20 protein-coding genes are annotated in these 18,187 nt (G+C 65.1%); 10 read left to right on the top strand and 10 right to left on the bottom strand.

Going from position 1 to position 18,187, the window contains the following annotated elements:
• Positions 1-41 precede the first annotated feature (41 nt).
• A complete protein-coding gene (locus NA10_RS04340) occupies positions 42-422 on the bottom strand; it encodes an NADH-quinone oxidoreductase subunit A (RefSeq protein ID WP_067563625.1) in 381 nt (126 codons plus the stop codon).
• Between the two features lie 321 nt (positions 423-743).
• Positions 744-1,154, bottom strand: a complete 411-nt coding sequence (locus NA10_RS04335; RefSeq protein ID WP_067563624.1) for an Rv3143 family two-component system response regulator — start codon at positions 1,152-1,154, stop codon at positions 744-746.
• A gap of 196 nt (positions 1,155-1,350) precedes the next feature.
• Between NA10_RS04335 and NA10_RS04330 the strand changes: the two genes are divergently transcribed.
• Positions 1,351-2,721 (top strand): dihydrolipoyl dehydrogenase family protein, encoded by a 1,371-nt coding sequence (locus NA10_RS04330; protein ID WP_067563621.1) that lies wholly within the window; start codon positions 1,351-1,353, stop codon positions 2,719-2,721.
• An 89-nt stretch (positions 2,722-2,810) separates the two neighbouring features.
• Positions 2,811-3,239, top strand: a complete 429-nt coding sequence (locus tag NA10_RS04325) for a CBS domain-containing protein (RefSeq protein ID WP_067563618.1) — start codon at positions 2,811-2,813, stop codon at positions 3,237-3,239.
• Here the strand turns inward: NA10_RS04325 and NA10_RS04320 are convergent.
• Complete coding sequence (locus tag NA10_RS04320; RefSeq protein WP_067563617.1) at positions 3,228-3,806, bottom strand: winged helix-turn-helix transcriptional regulator; 579 nt, start codon at positions 3,804-3,806, stop codon at positions 3,228-3,230. The genes NA10_RS04325 and NA10_RS04320 overlap by 12 nt on opposite strands.
• A 92-nt stretch (positions 3,807-3,898) precedes the next feature.
• On the opposite strand from NA10_RS04320, the gene NA10_RS04315 reads away from it, so the two are divergent.
• Positions 3,899-5,110 (top strand): pyridoxal phosphate-dependent aminotransferase, encoded by a 1,212-nt coding sequence (locus NA10_RS04315; RefSeq protein ID WP_067563614.1) that lies wholly within the window; start codon positions 3,899-3,901, stop codon positions 5,108-5,110.
• Positions 5,111-5,218: 108 nt separating this feature from the next.
• Positions 5,219-5,671: a VOC family protein gene (locus tag NA10_RS04310; RefSeq protein ID WP_067563613.1), complete on the top strand. Its 453-nt coding sequence runs from the start codon at positions 5,219-5,221 to the stop codon at positions 5,669-5,671.
• A gap of 478 nt (positions 5,672-6,149) precedes the next feature.
• On the opposite strand, the gene NA10_RS04305 is transcribed toward NA10_RS04310, so the two are convergent.
• The 4 genes from NA10_RS04305 to NA10_RS04290 all read right to left on the bottom strand — a co-directional run bounded on the left by NA10_RS04305 (position 6,150) and on the right by NA10_RS04290 (position 9,657).
• On the bottom strand, positions 6,150-6,629 hold the full coding sequence (locus NA10_RS04305; RefSeq protein ID WP_067563610.1) for a MarR family winged helix-turn-helix transcriptional regulator: 480 nt from the start codon (positions 6,627-6,629) through the stop codon (positions 6,150-6,152).
• 4 nt (positions 6,630-6,633) lie between these two features.
• Positions 6,634-8,400 carry an MFS transporter gene (locus NA10_RS04300; RefSeq protein ID WP_067563607.1) on the bottom strand — a complete coding sequence of 589 codons (1,767 nt, stop codon included), beginning with the start codon at positions 8,398-8,400 and terminating at the stop codon, positions 6,634-6,636.
• 423 nt (positions 8,401-8,823) lie between these two features.
• A complete protein-coding gene (gene tsaA / locus NA10_RS04295; RefSeq protein ID WP_157556038.1) occupies positions 8,824-9,234 on the bottom strand; it encodes a tRNA (N6-threonylcarbamoyladenosine(37)-N6)-methyltransferase TrmO in 411 nt (136 codons plus the stop codon).
• 12 nt (positions 9,235-9,246) lie between these two features.
• Positions 9,247-9,657 carry a DUF1707 SHOCT-like domain-containing protein gene (locus NA10_RS04290; protein WP_067563604.1) on the bottom strand — a complete coding sequence of 137 codons (411 nt, stop codon included), beginning with the start codon at positions 9,655-9,657 and terminating at the stop codon, positions 9,247-9,249.
• A 158-nt stretch (positions 9,658-9,815) separates the two neighbouring features.
• Here NA10_RS04290 and NA10_RS04285 point away from each other — a divergent pair, with 158 nt between their 5' ends.
• Positions 9,816-10,625, top strand: coding sequence for an amidohydrolase family protein (locus NA10_RS04285; RefSeq protein ID WP_067563947.1), 810 nt, complete (start codon positions 9,816-9,818; stop codon positions 10,623-10,625).
• Here the strand turns inward: NA10_RS04285 and NA10_RS04280 are convergent, their stop codons facing one another.
• Positions 10,626-11,501, bottom strand: a complete 876-nt coding sequence (locus NA10_RS04280) for a LysR family transcriptional regulator (RefSeq protein ID WP_245677017.1) — start codon at positions 11,499-11,501, stop codon at positions 10,626-10,628.
• Positions 11,502-11,625: 124 nt separating this feature from the next.
• On the opposite strand from NA10_RS04280, the gene NA10_RS04275 reads away from it, so the two are divergent.
• From NA10_RS04275 to NA10_RS04255, 5 genes are read left to right on the top strand one after another with little or no spacing between them, the layout of a single operon-like run.
• Positions 11,626-13,080: a form I ribulose bisphosphate carboxylase large subunit gene (locus NA10_RS04275; RefSeq protein ID WP_084514309.1), complete on the top strand. Its 1,455-nt coding sequence runs from the start codon at positions 11,626-11,628 to the stop codon at positions 13,078-13,080.
• A gap of 16 nt (positions 13,081-13,096) precedes the next feature.
• Complete coding sequence (locus NA10_RS04270) at positions 13,097-13,519, top strand: ribulose bisphosphate carboxylase small subunit (RefSeq protein ID WP_067563597.1); 423 nt, start codon at positions 13,097-13,099, stop codon at positions 13,517-13,519.
• A 27-nt stretch (positions 13,520-13,546) separates the two neighbouring features.
• The gene (locus NA10_RS04265; protein ID WP_245677016.1) at positions 13,547-14,599 is read left to right on the top strand and encodes an AAA family ATPase; all 1,053 of its coding nucleotides are present in this window, start codon (positions 13,547-13,549) and stop codon (positions 14,597-14,599) included.
• A gap of 15 nt (positions 14,600-14,614) precedes the next feature.
• Positions 14,615-15,691 carry a class 1 fructose-bisphosphatase gene (locus NA10_RS04260; RefSeq protein WP_067563593.1) on the top strand — a complete coding sequence of 359 codons (1,077 nt, stop codon included), beginning with the start codon at positions 14,615-14,617 and terminating at the stop codon, positions 15,689-15,691.
• Positions 15,692-15,727: 36 nt separating this feature from the next.
• Positions 15,728-16,606, top strand: coding sequence for a phosphoribulokinase (locus tag NA10_RS04255; RefSeq protein ID WP_067563590.1), 879 nt, complete (start codon positions 15,728-15,730; stop codon positions 16,604-16,606).
• Positions 16,607-16,673: 67 nt separating this feature from the next.
• On the opposite strand, the gene NA10_RS04250 is transcribed toward NA10_RS04255, so the two are convergent.
• Together NA10_RS04250 and NA10_RS04245 are read right to left on the bottom strand one after the other, a co-directional pair.
• A complete protein-coding gene (locus NA10_RS04250; RefSeq protein WP_067563587.1) occupies positions 16,674-17,276 on the bottom strand; it encodes an HdeD family acid-resistance protein in 603 nt (200 codons plus the stop codon).
• A gap of 25 nt (positions 17,277-17,301) precedes the next feature.
• Positions 17,302-18,069, bottom strand: a complete 768-nt coding sequence (locus NA10_RS04245; protein ID WP_067563584.1) for a YoaK family protein — start codon at positions 18,067-18,069, stop codon at positions 17,302-17,304.
• Positions 18,070-18,187 lie beyond the last annotated feature (118 nt).

The raw sequence follows: 18,187 nt of genomic DNA, 5'->3' as shown, positions 1-18,187 counted from the left end.
CACCGGGCGGGGCGCTCTGGTTGGAATCCCCTGTGTGCGGCTCAGTCCCAGCTGAGCCCGCCCCGCCTCCACTCGTAGGCGTAAGCCACCGAGACGTTGAAGATGAACAGCGCCATCGCCGCCAGCCCGAACAGTCCGAGCGAATCGAAGTGCACGGCCCACGGGTAGAGGAAGACGATCTCGATGTCGAAGATGATGAACAACATGGCGGTGAGGTAGTACTTCACCGGGAAGCGTTGTCCCGCACCATTTCCCGGCCCGCCGCCGACGGCGTGCGGGGTCGGCTCGATACCGCACTCATACGCTTCGAGCTTGGCGCGGTTATAGCGGCTGGGCCCGACCAGGGCCGCAAGGAGAACGGAGAACACCCCGAACGCGGCGGCCACCGCGCCGAGGACAAGCGTCGGCACCTCGATATTCACAACAGCACTACCCCTCCTGCGAACTGGACGCACTTGCGGACGGCAGCTGCCGAGGCGGGCTGACATCGTCGTCTGCCGGGCCAGTCACACCCAGGGCACCACTCGTCGAGGGCGCGGAAAACGGGGGACTGACGCGGCGGCTTCATTGATACCGTTGCCCGCGCTCGTGTGAGCTACGGCACAGCCTACAACTCAGGCAAGAAGATACATGACGTTTCGCGACTCCGTTTGATCGAATTCGGAACGGTCTTTCATGACCGATTCGACGGAATCGCGAATGTCACGTGACAGAGGTTTCCCCTGGTCGTGGGGAGCGAGAAATCAGGCGGCGGAACGATTCCGGAGCACGCCCAGCACCGCATCGGTCAACCGGATCGGATCCAGCGGATGCGAGACCGCGGCCTCGGCGCGCGACCAGTTCGCCAACCAGGCGTCATCCGGGCGGCCGGTCAGGACCACGATCGGCGGGCAGTCCGCGATCTCGTCCTTGAGCTGTTTGGCCAGGCCCAGGCCCCCGGTCGGCGCGGATTCGCCATCGAGGATCAGTACATCGAGCTCATGGGCGTCCATATGCTCGAGCACAATCGGACCGGTGGCCACCTCGAGGTATTCGATGGGAGGCAATTCCGGGTGCGGGCGTCTACCCAGAGCCAGCATCACCTGCCTCCGAGTATCGGCGTCATTGCTGTAAACGAGAACCCGCAACGCGGCGGGACGCTTCGCTTCGGCCACGCACCGGATGGTACGTGTTCGATATGAGTGCTGGTGGCAGGATCGCCGGATTTCCGCGCGCGTCGTGGCGCGCGCACCGGCGTGGCGAGTATGACCGAACCGGGTCGGATCGGCGGGGCGGGTGTCGCGCCGCACGAACGGACATTAACGTCGAGCGAGATTGCCTCCGAACGCTGATTCGATCGAAAGAGGAGCTATGCCAGCCGAAGTCGTGGATGCCGTCGTCATCGGAATGGGTCCGGGTGGTGAGGACCTGGCGACCCGATTGCTGCGCGCCGGACTCTCCGTCGTCGGCGTGGACGGGCGGTTGGTCGGCGGTGAGTGCCCGTACTACGCGTGCGTGCCCACCAAGGCGATGGTGCGCGCGGCCGGGACGCTGGCCGAGGCGCGGCGGGTCGGCGATCTCGCGGGATCGGCTGCGGTGACACCGGATTGGAGCATTGTCGCCGCCCGCGTACGCGAGGAGATCACCGATAACTGGGACGATGCGGCAGCGGTGGAGAAGTTCGAGAAAGCCGGGGGACAGTTCGTCCGCGGCTGGGGCCGGATCACCGCGGCCGGTGAGGTGACCGTGGCGACCGCCGACGGCGAACGGGTATTCCACGCGAATCGGGCAATTGTGCTGAATCCCGGTACGGCACCGCAGGTTCCGGCGCTGCCCGGTCTGGCCGACACCCCGTACTGGACCAATCGTGAGGCCGTCGCCGTCACCGAGGTGCCCGAATCGCTCATCGTCATGGGCGGCGGACCGGTGGGCGTGGAGTTCGCGCAGGTCTTCGCGCGGTTCGGTGCGAAGGTCACCGTGATCGCCAGTCATCTGGTGCCGCAGAACGAACCCGAAGCGGGAGAGTTGCTGGCCGAGGTGTTCGAGGCCGAGGGTATCGCGGTTCGCGGCGGACACGGCACGGCCGTCGGTCACGACGGATCGGAGTTCACCGTCGAACTCGACAGCGGTGATCCGGTTCGCGCCCGGCATCTGCTCATCGCGACCGGCCGCCGGACCGACCTGACGGCATTGGGGATCGGTTCCCTCGGCCTGGACGAGAACGCTCACGGTATTCCCGTCGACGACCGCCTGCGCGCGGCCGACAAGGTCTGGGCCATCGGCGATGTCGTGGGCCACGGCGCATTCACGCACATGTCCATGTATCACTCGCGCATCGCCGCCGCCGACATTCTCGGCACCTCCTCGGAGACCGCCCAGTATCACGCCGTCCCGCACGTCACCTTCACCGATCCCGAGATCGGGGGCGTCGGGCTGACCGAAGCCCAGGCCCGGGCCCAGGGCTTGAATGTCCGCACCGGATTCACCAAGTTGCAGGACTCCACCCGCGGCTGGCTCCATAAGGCGGGCAATGCCGGTTTCATCAAACTCGTGGAGGATGCCGACCGCGGCGTCCTGGTCGGTGCGACGTCAGTCGGCCCTGACGGCGGCGAAGTTCTCGCCGCCCTGACTCTGGCAGTCCATGCCGAGATCCCGACCGCGACCCTGCGCCGAATGATCTACGCCTACCCCACCTTTCACCGTGCCATCGAGGCCGCCCTCGATGCACTGCCTGCAAGTTAGGCATCGGCGCGCAAATCGTTGCTGTTCACCGCCTTGTCAACGGTCCATCCTGAAAGACATCGACGGTTCGATCCAATGGCGGTGGACATATGCGAATCTCGGAACTATTGCGCCGGAAAGGGCCTGGCGTGGTCACTATCGCACCCGATGCGAGCGTGCGTGAACTATTGAAAGTGCTCGCCGAACACAATGTCGGCGCGGTGGTGGTGTCGCCGGACGGCGTGCTGATCTCCGGTATCGCCTCCGAGCGCGACATTGTGCGGCGGCTGCACGGCATCGGAGCCGATCTGCTCGACGCGCCGGTCGCGGAGATCATGACGGCGGCGGTGCACACCTGCTCACCCGATGACCGGGTGGAGACGTTGAACGAGACCATGACCCAGCATCGAATCAGGCATCTGCCGGTACTCGAGGACGGGCGCATGGTCGGAATCGTGAGCATCGGGGATGTGGTGAAGAGCCAGATCGCCGAACTCGAGGATGAGCGCGAGCATCTGGTGCGGTATCTACAGAGCTGACGGCGAGTGGTCCGGGAGCGGGCGCGCTCCCGTGGCCACCTCGGCGGCGGTCGCCAGATCCAGGTGGAACTCCAGGTCCGAGGCGGGGGCCGGGCCGTCGTGGTGGGTGATGCCCGCGGCGGTGATGTTGTAGTGCAGGACCGTGTCACCGATATGCACCGTGGCGGTGCCGATCGGAAGGACCTCGGCGACAGCGCGTCCCAGCGGGAGGGCGAACCAGTGCGCGCGTACGGCGTCGGTGGGGCGGCGTTCGCCGAGGTGTTCGGTGCCCCAGGCGGAGAGGGCCTCGAGTGCCGGGCGCAGGGCCATACCGGTGGGGGTCAATTCGTAGACGGCGGTCGCGGTGCGCGGGCCGACCTTGCGGCGGGTGAGAATGTCGTCGCGTTCCAACTCCTTGAGTCGAGCGGCGAGGACGTCGGTGCTGATGCCGGGCAGGTCGGCGAACAGATCGCTGTAGCGGCGAGGGCCGGAACACAGTTCGCGGACGACCAGCAGATTCCAGCGGTCGCCGACGATATCGAGGGCGCGGCTGACGGCACAGTAGTGGTCGTAGCTTCGGCGGGGCACTCATCTACTGTAGCGTGCAACTTGGAAAAACAAAGTGCGAACTTGGAATTTCCAAGTAGAGTGTGCCGCAACCGCATTCAGAAGGGACTTCCATGCAGGTCAAGCAGTCGAGCAAGCTGTCCGGTGTGTCGTATGAGATCCGCGGACCGGTGGCCGAGCACGCGGCACGGCTGGAGGCCGAGGGACACCACGTGGTGAAGCTCAATACAGGTAACCCGCTGCCGTTCGGCTTCGAGGCGCCGCCGGAACTGCTGCAGGACATGGTCCGGAATCTGCCGGTCTCCAGCGGCTACTCCTCCTCGAAGGGGCTGCTCTCGGCGCGGCGCGCGGTGGTGCAGTACTACCAGACGCTCGGTGTGGACGGGATCGATGTCGAAGAGGTGTTTCTCGGCAACGGCGTCTCCGAATTGATCATGATGGCCATGACGGCGCTGCTGGAGAACGGGGACGAGGTACTCGTTCCCGCACCGGATTTCCCGCTCTGGACCGCGGCCACCGCGCTCAATGGCGGTAAGCCCGTGCACTACATCTGCGATGAGGGCGCGGACTGGTTCCCGGATGTGGCCGATATCGAAGCCAAGGTCACCGATCGCACGCGGGCGATCGTGCTGATCAATCCGAACAATCCGACCGGTGCGGTGTACTCGCCGGAGGTGGTGCGCCAGGTTCTCGAGGTCGCGCGGCGGCACAACCTGGTGGTGTTCTCCGACGAGATCTACGACAAGATCCTCTACGACGATCTCGCGCACACCGCCACCGCCTCGCTCGCCCCGGATCTGCTGGTGCTGACCTTCTCCGGGCTGTCGAAGTCGTATCGGGCGGCCGGATTCCGCTCCGGATGGCTGGTGGTGTCCGGGCCGATCGAGCACGCGCAGAACTACCTCGAGGGCCTGACCATGCTCGCGGGTCTGCGGCTCTGCGCGAATGTGCCCGCGCAGCAGGCGATTCAGGCCGCGCTGGGCGGGCATCAGAGCATCTATGATCTGACGCTGCCCGGCGGCCGACTGCGCGAACAGCGCGATCGCGCCTGGGAGGCGCTCAACACCATTCCGGGTGTGTCGTGTGTGAAGGCCAAAGGCGCGCTCTACGCCTTCCCGCGGATCGACCTGGACATGTACCCGATCCACAATGACGAGCAGTTCGTGCTGGATCTGCTGCTCCAGGAGAAGATTCACATCGTGCAGGGCACCGGCTTCAATTGGCCGCGCCCCGATCACTTCCGAATCGTCACCCTCCCGTACGCCGATGATCTGGAGGCGATCATCGAGCGGATCGGCCGTTTCCTGGCCACCTACCGGCAGTGATCGGGGGCGAAAGAAGATTCTCGAGAAATCTCCCGGGATACGTCGAAGGAACGTGATTGGCTCCGACCTGTAGGTGAAAGCAGCTCACCAACACCCCAGGAGCCCATCATGAGCACCACCGTCACCACCTTCCTCTGGTTCGAGAACCAGGCCGAAGAGGCCGCCACCTTCTACACTTCGCTGATCGCGGATTCGAAGGTCACCGATATCAACCGCGGCCCCGACGGCACCGCCTTCGTTATCTCCCTCGAACTGGCCGGCCACGCCCTGACCCTGCTCAACGGCGGCCCCGGCCACCCCTTCACCGACGCGGCCTCGATCCAGGTCGTGGTGGATGGCCAGGACGAGGTCGATCGCCTGTGGGCGGCCTTCACCGCCGAGGGCGAGCCCGGCCCTTGCGGCTGGCTGACCGATAAGTACGGCCTGTCCTGGCAGATCGTCCCCGCCGGAATGTCCGCCCTCATGAACGATCCGGGCCGCGTCCCCGCCGTCACCGCTTCCCTGCGGACCATGACCAAGATCGACCTGCAGACCCTGCGGAACGCGTTCGACAACGCCTGAGCCACGGTCTCCGTCAGTCGGCCGTCCGCGAGCGTTCTCGTGGGCGGCCGAAACACGTTGCCACGACCAGCAATGCGGCGATGCCGCCGTAGACCAGCACGGTCGAGCGCGAGCTGCGGTCCACGACCACACCGCCCGCCAGCGCGCCCAGGCAGAAGGTCGCCTGGAATGAGGCGGTGAACAGAATCGATAGGTGTAGGTGCCGAACTGGGCTAGGACGATGAGAAACGTTGCGAGCAAGGCGAATCGAACGCCGGAGCCGTTCGTTGCGGAGCGCAGTGTCGACCACCCGAGTTCTTGATGCGCGGGCAATGCGGGCAGGGATACGGCGAGCAGCGCCAGTACCGCCGCGGACAGCACGCCCGGCACGATGAACGCCGCGCGCCGGCCCGCGAGGGTTCCCGCGGGCACGCCCAGCACCGAACTCAGGGGGACCGCCGCGAAGATCACCGTGGTCGCCCGGGCAACGGTACTTCGATCAGGCCGGAGTGGACTCCTGGCCGAGGGCCTCGATCAGGGTGCCCAGCGATGCCATGAGGGCCTCGCGCTGCGCGGCGTCGAGTTTGCTCATGGCGGCGGCGAAGCGCTGGATGCGGGCGGAGGTGAGGCCGGTGACCAGATCGTGGGCGCGGGCGGTGGCGCTCAGGAGCTGGGCGCGACCGTCTTCCGGATCGGCTTCACGGACGATATAGCCACCCTTTTCCAGGCCCGTCACCATGCGGGACATGGTTGGGGCGCTGACCCTTTCGGTATTGGCCAGATCGCTCAGGCGCATGGGACCGCCGCGCGCGACGGTCGCCAGCGCCGACGCCGCGCCCGGGCTGAGCTGCCCCAGATCACCCGAATGGCGCAGCAGCCGGAGCAGGCGTCCGATGCTGTGGTAGAGCTCGGCCGCCTCCGTCAGCTGATCGGGATCGGCGACACTCGTGGGCTGATGCAGTGTGGCCTCCTCGATCATGGGGTCAGATTCCCGCGCGATCGGCTTCGCGGAGCTCGGTCACCTCATCGGGAACCTTCCCGCTGCCCGCGAACCAGGAAGCAATCGCACCGATCAGCATCATAAGTGCGGCCGCGAGGAATACGACCACCAGACCCGAGTGGAACGGGTCGGAGATCAGGTGTGGGAAGAACTCCTGACCGGTGAGCACCTCACTGTTGACGCCGGGCTTGTCCAGGGTGCCGCTCGGGCCGAGCAGCTCCTTGAACGGGTTGTAGCCCAGGAAGGTCGCGAACAGGCTGCCGACCGGCGGCATATCCGCGATCTGACCCGCCACCGCGGGCGAGACGCCCTGGGCGCGCAGCCCGGAATCCATTGCGCCGGGCAGGGTTCCGGACAGCCCTACGATCATGAGCGAGAAGAACACGCCGATCGAGAGGGCCATACCGCCGTTCATCAGCGTGGCTCGCATACCCGAGGCCACGCCGCGCTGCGCCGCGGGCACCGCCGACATGATCTCCGCGGTATTCGGCGAGGTGAAAATGCCGGTGCCCAAACCATTGAGCAGGATGATGAGCGCGAACAGCCAGTAGTTGAAGTCCACCGGGATGATCACCAGCAGCACGAAGGTGACCGCCGCCAGCAGCAGACCGCCGGTCGCGAACAGTCGCGCACCGTACTTATCGCTCAACCAGCCCGAGATCGGCCCGGCCACCAGGAACCCGACGGTCAACGGCAGCATGTAGATACCGGCCCACAGCGGAGTGGACTCGAAGTCGTAGCCGTGCAGCGGCAACCAGATGCCCTGCAACCAGATGATCAGCATGAACTGCATTCCGCCGCGCCCGACCGAGGCCATCAGGCTGGCCAGATTGCCGAGTCCGAACGCGCGATTCTTGAACAGCCCCAGCTTGAACATGGGCTGGGCGACCTTGGATTCGATGTAGCAGAACAACGCCAGCAGTGCGAGACCACCGAAGACCGCGCCCAGCACCCACGGATTGTCCCAACCGGTCTTCGAATCACCGTGCGGCTGAATGCCATAGGTGATTCCGGTGAGCAGCGCGGTCAAACCCAGCGCGAAGGTGATGGTGCCCGGCAGATCCAGCGAGCCCGGGGTGCGCATGCCGTTGTCGTGCAGCGACCGGTACGACCACACCGTGCCGAGAATGCCGAACGGCACGCTCACCCAGAAGATCGCCTTCCAATCCCACTCCGACAGCACGCCGCCGATGAGCAGGCCCAGGAATGAACCGGCAACGGCCGCAACCTGATTGATGCCCAGCGCCACACCGCGTCGATTCGCGGGGAAGGCATCGGTCAGGATCGCCGCGGAATTGGCCATCAGCATGGCGCCGCCGATGCCCTGGATCACGCGCCAGCCGATCAACCAGACAGCCCCGGCCCCGTGGGTGAAGGGATCGAAGGAGAGCGCCAGCGCGCAGACGGTGAAGACCACGAATCCGAGGTTGTAGATCTTGACGCGTCCGAACATGTCCCCGAGGCGTCCGAACAGCACGACCAGTACCGCGGAGCTGAGCAGGAAGCCCATGAGCATCCACAGCAGATAGCTGACATTGGCGGGTTCGAGGGGATTCAGGTCGATGCCGCGGAAGATCGCGGGCAGCGAGATGATCACGATCGAGGAGTTGATGGTCACCATCAACATGCCCAGGGTGGTGTTCGACAGGGCGATCCACTTGTAATGCGGGTGATCCCGATCCACCCGGAGTCTTCTCCGAATGGTCTGGACGTCACCGGTGTCGAGCTCGGTGGTTGGGGCCGCAGCCATCAGGAGCCTCCAGAACTGTATTGAACGAACTCCGCCAATATAGTTGCATTAGGCTAACTAATGAAATGGTGATGTGTCCCACCCCGCTGACCGGGCGTGATCGACCACCTACCGGACGGTCTCGATCCCGGCGCGGAATTGCTCGCGGTCGTCGTGGTCGCGCAGCTGCGCAACTGATTCATGAAGGGGAACCGCGCGCTGTCGAGCGCTTCCCAGCGGTCGGCGACCGAGGCCAGAAAGGCCGAGCGGTCCGTGACCGCGACCGAGAGGCGAGCACCCGCGGCGTACTGCCCCGCGGTGCCGAGGAAGAAATTCACCAGGGCGGACGCGCGGCGGCGTATGCCGATGCCCGGGAGATCCCGGACCTGCGCCTGGGCGACAGCGCGCCCTACGGCTTCCTCGACTTCTTCACCGGCACCGGGGTCAGCGCTGATCGACCGAGCCCAGCACAGGTTTGATATCCAGGACGGGCGTACCGTTCAATGCCTCGAGATCACGCACCCGCAGCCGGGTGCCCTCGATCGAGAGCAGCGTAACCACGTGCAGCCCAATCGGATTGGGTCGATGTGGTGAGCGGGTGGCGAACACACCCGTCGCGGGCCGGGTGACATCACCGCGCGGATGCACCGCCAGGACATCCCTGGCGGCCCGATCCAGCCAGGTGAGCACAATGACCTGCGCGCCCGCCGTCAGCCCGTCGACCGCCGCCGCGTAGGCGGGATCGAGTACCAGATCGCAGTCGGGGGCGCCCTCATCGCCCTGCCGGGGCGCTTCGCCGGGGTCGTTCAGTGTCGATTCCACGTATCCCACGGGATGCAGCACCGCATCGGCCATTGTCGCGCGCGCCTATCGGTAGTGCCGGTGGCCGTAGGACGGGCCGAAGCCACGACGCGAACGCAGGAAGAGGAAGAAGAACAGCGGGACGATGAAGAAGGGGAAGATGTGCGTGGTCGCGGCCAGTCCCACGGCCACGATGAGCACCCCGATAATCGCCGCCGGGACGAAGGCGCGCGGAGACCGCCGCGGTGCTGCGGGAACCGCGCGCAAGGGCGCGGACCGGGGGAGATCGGTGAACAGGACCGACAGGTCCTCGGTCGTTTTCGCCGCATAGGCGCGGGCCACCCGCTCGTCGTACTCGTCCACATCGAGGCGACCGGCCGCGAAATGCTTGCCGAGCGCCTCCGCGGCCTGCTCACGCTCCGCCGTACCGACGCGCAGGGCTGGAGGCCCGAAAACCGCGGGGCTGAAATCGGACATAACCAACCACCTCACCGGGGGAACCAAATACGCTGTCCCCCACAGTAGGCCCGAATTCGTCCGCGGGCTTGCGACCGCGGGCGTATTTCGGCGTACGGCTGCGGGCGTATACCCGGATTCGGGTTTCCGCCGACGGCGCGCGGGTGGACACTGCAACGGTGACGATTGATGTCTGGGCCCAGCATCCGACTCTGCGATTCCTCGAACACGATATGTTCGCCTCCCTCCGGCGATGGACCGGCGGAACCATTCCCACGGAGGCGATTCCACTGTCGGTGACCCTGGGGGTGATGGATGCGGCAGGGATAGAGCGGGCGCTGATCTCGGCGTGGCACGGGCCCGAGGGTGTGCTGATCTCCAATGACGAGGTGGCCGAATGGGTGGGGGAGGCCCCAGATCGGCTCAATGGTGTTGCGGCCGTGGGCCTTCGGCGACCGATGGAGGCGGTGCGGGAGGTGCGCCGATGTGCCGCGATGGGGTTCAAAGGGGTGCGGGTGCTGCCCTGGTTGTGGGAGACGCCGCCGACCGATCGACGGTTCTATCCGGTGTACACCGCGTGTGTGGAGGCCGGGTTGCCGTTCTGCACGCAGGTGGGGCACACCGGGCCGTTGCGGCCCTCGGAACCGGGTCGGCCGATCCCGTATATCGATCAGGTGGCACTGGATTTTCCCGAACTGACCATCGTGTGCGGTCATATCGGCTATCCGTGGACCGAGGAGATGATCGCGGTGGCCCGCAAGCATGAGAACGTCTATATCGACACCTCCGCGTACACGACGAAACGTCTTCCGGCGGAACTGGTTTCGTATATGAAGACGCGAAGTGGCCGCCGCAGGGTGTTGTTCGGGACCAACTATCCGATGATCCTGCCCGGGCAAGCGCTCGCGGGACTGGACGAATTGGAGCTCGAGGTCCAGGTGCAGGAGCTGTACCTCGCCGGGAATGCCCGGCGCGTCTTCGACCTCTGATCACGCCGCGCGAAAGGCCTTCTCGCCCACGCATTCCGGGTCGGTGATATGTGAGAGGAACAGCCGCGCCGCCGGTGTCGGCGTGCGGGTGGTGACCGCATGCCAGGGCCGGTTCAATGGTGTGCCCTCGATCGGCAGCACCTCGAGATGCCGATCCGCGAGATCGCCCTCGATGGCATCGGAGTGGATCAGCGTGATTCCCAGCCCTTCCCGGGCCGCCGCCAGTGCCGCGCCGTGTGTGCCGAGAGTTAGTGTGGGAGGGCGTATTTGGAGCCGGTCGAAGAGCGCCAGGGTGGTGTCGCGGGTCCCCGAACCCGCGCCGCGCAGCAGCCAGGTCGCTTCGGCCGCGTCCGGCCAGCGCCCGGGCGCGCCCACCACCACCAGCTGGCACGGCCGCCGCGCCCGCGTCACCAGCCCGGCCTCCCGGGGTGGCCGTCCCGCGACCACGAGATCGGTTTCGTGGTGGGTCAATTCGATGTACAGCACGTCGCGGGGCGCGATGGAGAGCCCGAGTTCGATATCGGGGTACCGGTTGCGGAACGAGGCCAGCAGCCGCAGCAGCACGTATTCCCCGGCGGTCGCCACCACCCCGATGCGCAGCCGTCCCGTCTCGGCCTCGCGCACCGCCGCGTGCGCCTCCTTCATCAGGCCCAGGATGCTGCGGCAGTAGTCGGCGTATACCCGCCCGGCCTCGGTGAGCGCGATACCGCGACCGGATTTCGCGATCAGTTTGGCGCCCAACTGTTTCTCGATGTGTGCGACGGCGGCGGAGGCCGCCGCCTCGGTGATGTGCAACTGCGCGGCCGCACGCCGGATACTGCTGTGCCGGGCCACCGCGAGAAACGTTTCCATGCGGACCGCACTCACCGTACCCATCGTCAAACGGTAGCAAACACGACGAAATGGTTGAGGGAGACGAGAAACAATCGAATTGTTTGTCGATAACAGTGCCGTCATCCTGGGAATCGCAAGTCGCCCAACCCGGTTCGCAGGAGGAATGATGGCCGTATCCGATGATCAGGATGGCACCCGCGGCCGGTGGGATCCGGGCGTGCAGTCGTATGCGTCGATGGGATACTACAACCCCGATTATGAGCCCAAGGACACCGATGTCCTGGCGGTCTTCCGGGTGACCCCGCAGCAGGGCGTCGATCCGATCGAGGCGTCGGCCGCCGTCGCGGGCGAATCCTCCACCGCCACCTGGACTGTCGTGTGGACCGACCGGCTCACCGCGCACAGCCGCTACCAGGCCAAGTGCTACCGCGTCGATGAGGTGCCGGGCCGCCCGGGCGAGTACTTCGCCTATGTGGCATACGATCTCGACCTCTTCGAAGAGGGTTCGATCACCAATCTGACCTCCTCGGTAATCGGCAATGTATTCGGATTCAAACCCCTGGCGGCATTACGCCTGGAGGACATGCGAATTCCCGTTGCATACGTGAAGACCTTTCAGGGTCCGCCGCACGGAATCGTTATGGAACGGGAATATCTCAATAAATACGGCCGCCCGCTGCTGGGCGCGACGGTGAAACCGAAACTCGGTCTCTCGGCCCGCAACTACGGCCGCGTGGTCTACGAAGCCTGCCGGGGCGGACTCGATTTCACCAAGGATGACGAGAACATCAACTCGCAGCCGTTCATGCGCTGGCGTGATCGCTACCTGTACGCCATGGAGGGCGTCAACCGCGCGATCGCCGACACCGGTGAGCTCAAAGGGCATTACCTCAATGTCACCGCCGCCGATATGGAAGATATGTACGAGCGCGCGGAGTTCGCCAAATCGCTCGGCAGCGTCATCATCATGATGGATCTGACGGTCGGCTACACCGCCATGCAGTCGATGTCCAAGTGGGCCAGGCGCAATGGCATGCTGCTGCACCTGCACCGGGCCGGGCACTCCACCTACACCAGGCAGAAGACGCACGGCGTGAGCTTCCGGGTACTGGCCAAGTGGTGCCGGTTGATCGGCGTCGATCACCTGCACGCGGGCACGGTCGTCGGCAAGCTGGAGGGCGACCCGCATACGGTCAAGGGTTTCTATGACACGTTGCGGGACAACCACGTTCCCGCGAATCCCGCCAATGGCATCTTCTTCGATCAGGACTGGGCGAGCCTGCCCGGCGTCATGCCGGTGGCCTCCGGCGGTATTCACGCCGGGCAGATGCATCAACTGCTCGATCTGTTCGGCGATGACGTCTGCCTGCAATTCGGCGGCGGCACCATCGGCCATCCCATGGGCATCGCCGCGGGCGCGGAAGCCAATCGCGTCGCTCTCGAGGTAATCGTCAAGGCGCGCAACGAAGGTCGCGATCTGCTCAAGGAGGGGCCGGATATTCTGCGCCGCGCCGCCGAGACCAATCATCCCCTCGAGGTCGCGCTGAAGACCTGGGGTGATGTCACCTTCGACTACACCTCCACCGACGCACCCGACGCCATTCCAACCGCGACACGCTGAAAGACGGTGAGCCACAATGCAACTGCGACACGGCACCTTCGCACACCTGCCGGATTTCAGCGATGAGGAGATCGCGGCCCAGGTCCGCTACGCCCTGCTCAACAATTGGCCGGTATCCATCGAATACACCGATGATCCGCACCCGCGCAATGTCTACTGGGAGATGTGGGGCCTGCCCCTGTTCGATCTCGACGAGCCCGACGGCGTGCTCGCCGAGATCAATGCCTGCCGGGCGACCTTCCCGCGCCATTACGTCCGGGTCAACGCCTACGACGCCACCTACGGGCGGCAGAGCACCGCGCTGAGCTTCCTGGTGCAGCGTCCGGCCGAGGAACCGGGCTTCCGATTGGAACGCACCGATGCGGCCGATCGCAGTCAGCGCTACGGCTACCACCCGTACGCCCTGGATGACCGTCCCGGCCAACGTTACGGCGGCTGAACGTAATTCGGATAGGGAGGACCACTCGTGACTACAGCGCATCCCACGATTCCGGGCGATCGGGCGCCCGCGGTCAACCGCTCGGGCAACGGGTTTCAGATGCATCGGCCCGGGGCCGCGAACCCCGCGCCGCCGCGTGGATCGGCCGCCGACCCCTCGGCATCGCGGGATGCGGCGGCCGATCGGCTGGCCGATGACGCGCTGCTGGACCTCTCCACCGATATCGCGGGCAAGGATGTCGAGGACACCCTGGCCCGCCTGGACGCCGAACTCATCGGCCTGGCCAATGTGAAGCGCCGGGTGCGGGAGATCGCGGCACTGCTGCTCATCGACCGCGCCCGCCAGCGCTTCGGCCTGCAGGCCACCCGGCCCACCATGCATATGAGCTTCACCGGTGGGCCGGGCACCGGTAAGACCACCGTCGCCCTGCGCATGGCCGAGATGCTGCATTCACTCGGCTATATCCGTAAACCCAAGGTGCACACCGTGACCCGCGATGATCTGGTCGGCCAGTTCATCGGACACACCGCGCCCAAGACCAAAGAGGCCCTCGCCAAAGCCGCCGGGGGCGTGCTGTTCATCGATGAGGCGTACTACCTGTTCCGTCCCGAGAACGAGCGCGACTACGGGCAGGAGGTCATCGAGATCCTGCTGCAGGAGATGGAGAACGAACGCACCTCTCTCGTAGTCATTTTCGCGGGTTATCCCGACCGCATGGACACCTTCTTCTCCGCCAATCCGGGCCTGTCCTCACGCGTGGCGCATCACATCGAATTCCCGGACTACACCCATGACGAACTCCTGGCCATCGCCGAACTCATGGTGGCGCAGGAGAACTTCCATTTCGACGACGCCGCCACCCGCGCGTTCTCGGAATACCTGGAACTGCGGATGACCCGTCCCCGCTTCGCCAATGCCCGCAGCGTGCGCAACGCGCTCGACCGCTGCCGCCTGCGTCAGGCCAAACGCCTGGTCGAACTACACCGGCCGTTGAGCCGCACCGATCTGATCACGTTGACCGACAACGACGTCTACGGCAGCAGCGTGTTCGCCTCCCCAGTGGAGGTGCCGGCCACGTGAGGAATTGAGCAGGGTATGCCCGAAGGTCTGAAAACACTGACCCGCTACACCATCGAGCAGGAGCATCGGCATCCCGGATCGTCCGGGGAGTTCTCGGCGCTGCTGAATGTGCTCGCCACCGCCACCAAGATCATTGCGAATCAGGTGACCAGGGGAGCCATCGTGGGGTCGCTCGGCGCGTATGAGGCGGACAATCTGCCGATTACGGTGCATCGCAAGATGGATGCCATCGCGCACGACATCATGGTCGCCGAAAGTCAGTGGAGTGGACCGCTTTCGGCGCTGGTGTCCGAGCAGATGAGCGGCTTCCACGCGGTGCCGACCGAGGTCAGGCGCGGGAAGTATCTGCTCGCCTTCGATCCGCTGGACGGGTCGTCGAATATCGATGTGAACCTGCCCGTCGGAACGATATTCAGCGTGCTGCGCGCACCCGAGGATGGGCGGGCCGCGGTATCGGAGGACTTCCTGCAACCCGGCGTACAGCAGGTGTGCGCCGGGTTCACCCTGTATGGACCGGCCACCATGCTCGTCCTGACCACCGGCAGCGGCGTGGACGGTTTCACCCTCGACCGGGAGGTGGGCGCCTTCGTACTCACCCATCCGCGCATGCGAATCCCGGACGACACTTCGGGTTTCGCCATCAATGCCGCCAATGAACGCTTCTGGGAGCGGCCGGTGCGCCGCTACGTCCACGAATGCCTGCAGGGCGTCGAAGGCCCGCGCGGGCGGGATTTCAATATGCGCTGGGTCGCCTCACTGGTCGCCGACACCTTCCACATCCTGACCCGCGGCGGGCTCTACATGTATCCCCGGGACACCCGGAATCCGAATCGCCCCGGCCGGGTGTCACTGCTCTACGGCGCCAACCCCATCGCCTTCATCGTCGAACAGGCGGGCGGCGCCGCCACCACCGGACACGAGCGAGTGCTCCAGGTGCGGCCGGATGAGCTGCATCAGACGGTTCCGTTCATCTTCGGCTCGCGCAACGAGGTCGAGCGCATCGAGCGCTATCACTCCGAACCGGATGAGGGGCCCAGTTTCGACGCCTCGCTGTTCGGATCGCGTTCGCTGTTCCGCTCGGCCGGGCGCTGAGCCCGAAAATCGCTGTCCGGCAATCGAGGAGGTGCCATGTCGGTCAAACATCCGGTGGTCGCGATCACCGGCTCGTCCGGCGCGGGGACGACCAGCGTCACGCGAACCTTTCAGGAGATATTTCGCCGCGAGGGAATCAACGCGGTGATCGTGGAAGGGGATTCGTTCCATCGGTTCGACCGCAATGAGATGCAGTTGGCCCTGGCCGAAGCCGAACAGAATCGCAATCTGCAATTCTCGCACTTCGGGCCGGAAGCGAATCTGCTCGGCGAACTCGAGACGCTGTTCCGCGATTACGGTGAAACCGGGGTCGGGGCGGTCCGCCACTATCTGCACGACGAGGGCGAGGCCAAACCCTATGGGCAGCCGCCCGGTACGTTCACACCCTGGGAGGAACTGCCGCCGGGCAGCGATCTGCTGTTCTACGAGGGTCTGCACGGCGCTGCCACCACCGAGGGCATAGATGTCGCCCAATACGCCGATCTGCTGGTCGGGGTGGTGCCGATCATCAATCTGGAATGGATTCAGAAGGTGCACCGGGACAAGACCGAACGCGGATACTCCAGCGAGGCGATCATCGACACCATCCTGCGGCGCATGCCGGATTACGTGAAGCACATCTGCCCGCAGTTCTCCCGCACCTACGTGAACTTCCAGCGGGTGCCGACCGTGGACACCTCGAATCCGTTCACCGCCAGGACGATTCCCACCGCGGATGAGAGTTTCGTGGTGATCCGCTTCGCCGATCCGAAGGTGATCGACTTCCCGTATCTGCTGTCGATGCTGCACGACTCGTTCATGTCGCGGCCCAACAGCATTGTGGTGCCGGGCGGGAAGATGGACCTGGCCATGCAGCTCATCTTCACGCCGCTGATTCTGCGGCTGATGGATAAACGGCCCAAACGCCCGCGCTGAGAAGTGCTCCCGGACACAAGAATCCGGCGGTCGCCCCGCAGGGCGACCGCCGGATATCGGGTTGTCGCTACAGGCCCGCGGGCACGCCCTTGGCACCGCTCTTGACCTGGAACGCGCTGATGATCTCCATAATGCCGATGAAGATCAACCACCAGCCCACCACCAGGGTCAGCGTCAGCAGTGAGGCGAATGGCGCGGCGATCAGCCAGCCACCACCGATCACCAGCATGATGCCGAAGAAGATCGCCCAGCCGCGCCCCGGCATACCGTCGCCGGAGATGCCGACGATCAGCGAGGAGACGCCGCGGAAGATCCAGCTGATACCGATCCAGATGGCCAGCAGCAGCACCGCGGTGGCCTCACCGCGCTCGGTCCAGTCGTGGAAGCAGAGGAAACCCAGAATCAGCGACAGAATCGCGCTGATGAACGACAGAATTCGCATTCCGGCGCTCAAATGCGTGCCGAAGGCCGCGATGAGTTGGAAGAGACCGGAAACAATCAGATAGACGCCGAAGAGGACGCCCGCGACGAGCAGCGTTTTCCCCGGCCAGGCCAGGATCAGGATACCCAGCACCACCGAGAGGATGCCGGTGACCAGGATCGACTGCCAGGCGCTCCGGGCCAGTGCGTGTACCGGCCCTTCGATAACTTCCTCTTTGCTGGTTGTCATATTTCGGAGAATAGGCCCAGCTAAGTCACTTTGCGGTTAAGTTGCCCGGTGTGGTGTCGGGTTGTGATGCTGTGCACGCGACGTCGGTTCGGCGATTCTTCTCGTGCCGGCAGTACCGCACATCGGCCCGCCAGGTGTAGATCGCGACCAATGCGGAGCCGACAACCGCAGCGTCCAGCATGTATGCGCCGGAGACCGGAATACTGACCAGTCCGCCGATCAGGGCGCCGAGCGCGAAAGACCCGTATTGCACGGCATATCCGGCCCAGTCACGCACCGTGCCGCCACCCGCGAGATGCCGCTCCACACCCTGGGCGAGTTTCACCAGCGTGCCGGTGACATAACTGACCGGAATGGAGACCTCGCCGTTCTTCACGAAAGAGGTGTTCAGCGCGCCCATTCCGAATGCCACCGCCAGAATCGGAGTCAGGCCGATTCCGCGTTCGCCCAGGAAATGATCGCCGACCGCGGCCACCAGCAACGCGCCGGTGGTCAACATGGTCGCGCCGTGCGGATGATTGGTCCACCAGTAGCGGCGGCACATCGAGGCCACGAAGACGCCCAGCACGAAACAGGCGATGAGCAGGGCCGCACCCGCCGCCAAAGTGTGGTCGCCGACGAAGTTTCCGATAATCGCGCGCTCGGTATTGCCGGTCATGAAGGTGACGAAATAGCCCGCGGAGTGTGCGTACGCGGCCGCGCCGATGTATCCGGCAAGCATCGACAGGACCGAGGACAGGCGGGTCTCCAGATCCCAGAAAGGACCCGGTGCGTCGTCCTGGCTGGCAGTCATGGCAACAGGCTAGCAACCAAAACTGAGCGTTTCGGGACGTCGGAATCTGGCCGAACGCGTCACCCAAACGGTGCGGTACAGTACTGATGTTAACAGGAATTCACATCCGGTAGACAGG

Origin of the sequence: Nocardia acidivorans NBRC 108247, assembly GCF_001625085.1 — a bacterium.
In the GTDB taxonomy this organism is placed as follows: domain Bacteria; phylum Actinomycetota; class Actinomycetes; order Mycobacteriales; family Mycobacteriaceae; genus Nocardia; species Nocardia acidivorans.
This window is presented reverse-complemented; position numbering and strand designations above follow the sequence as displayed.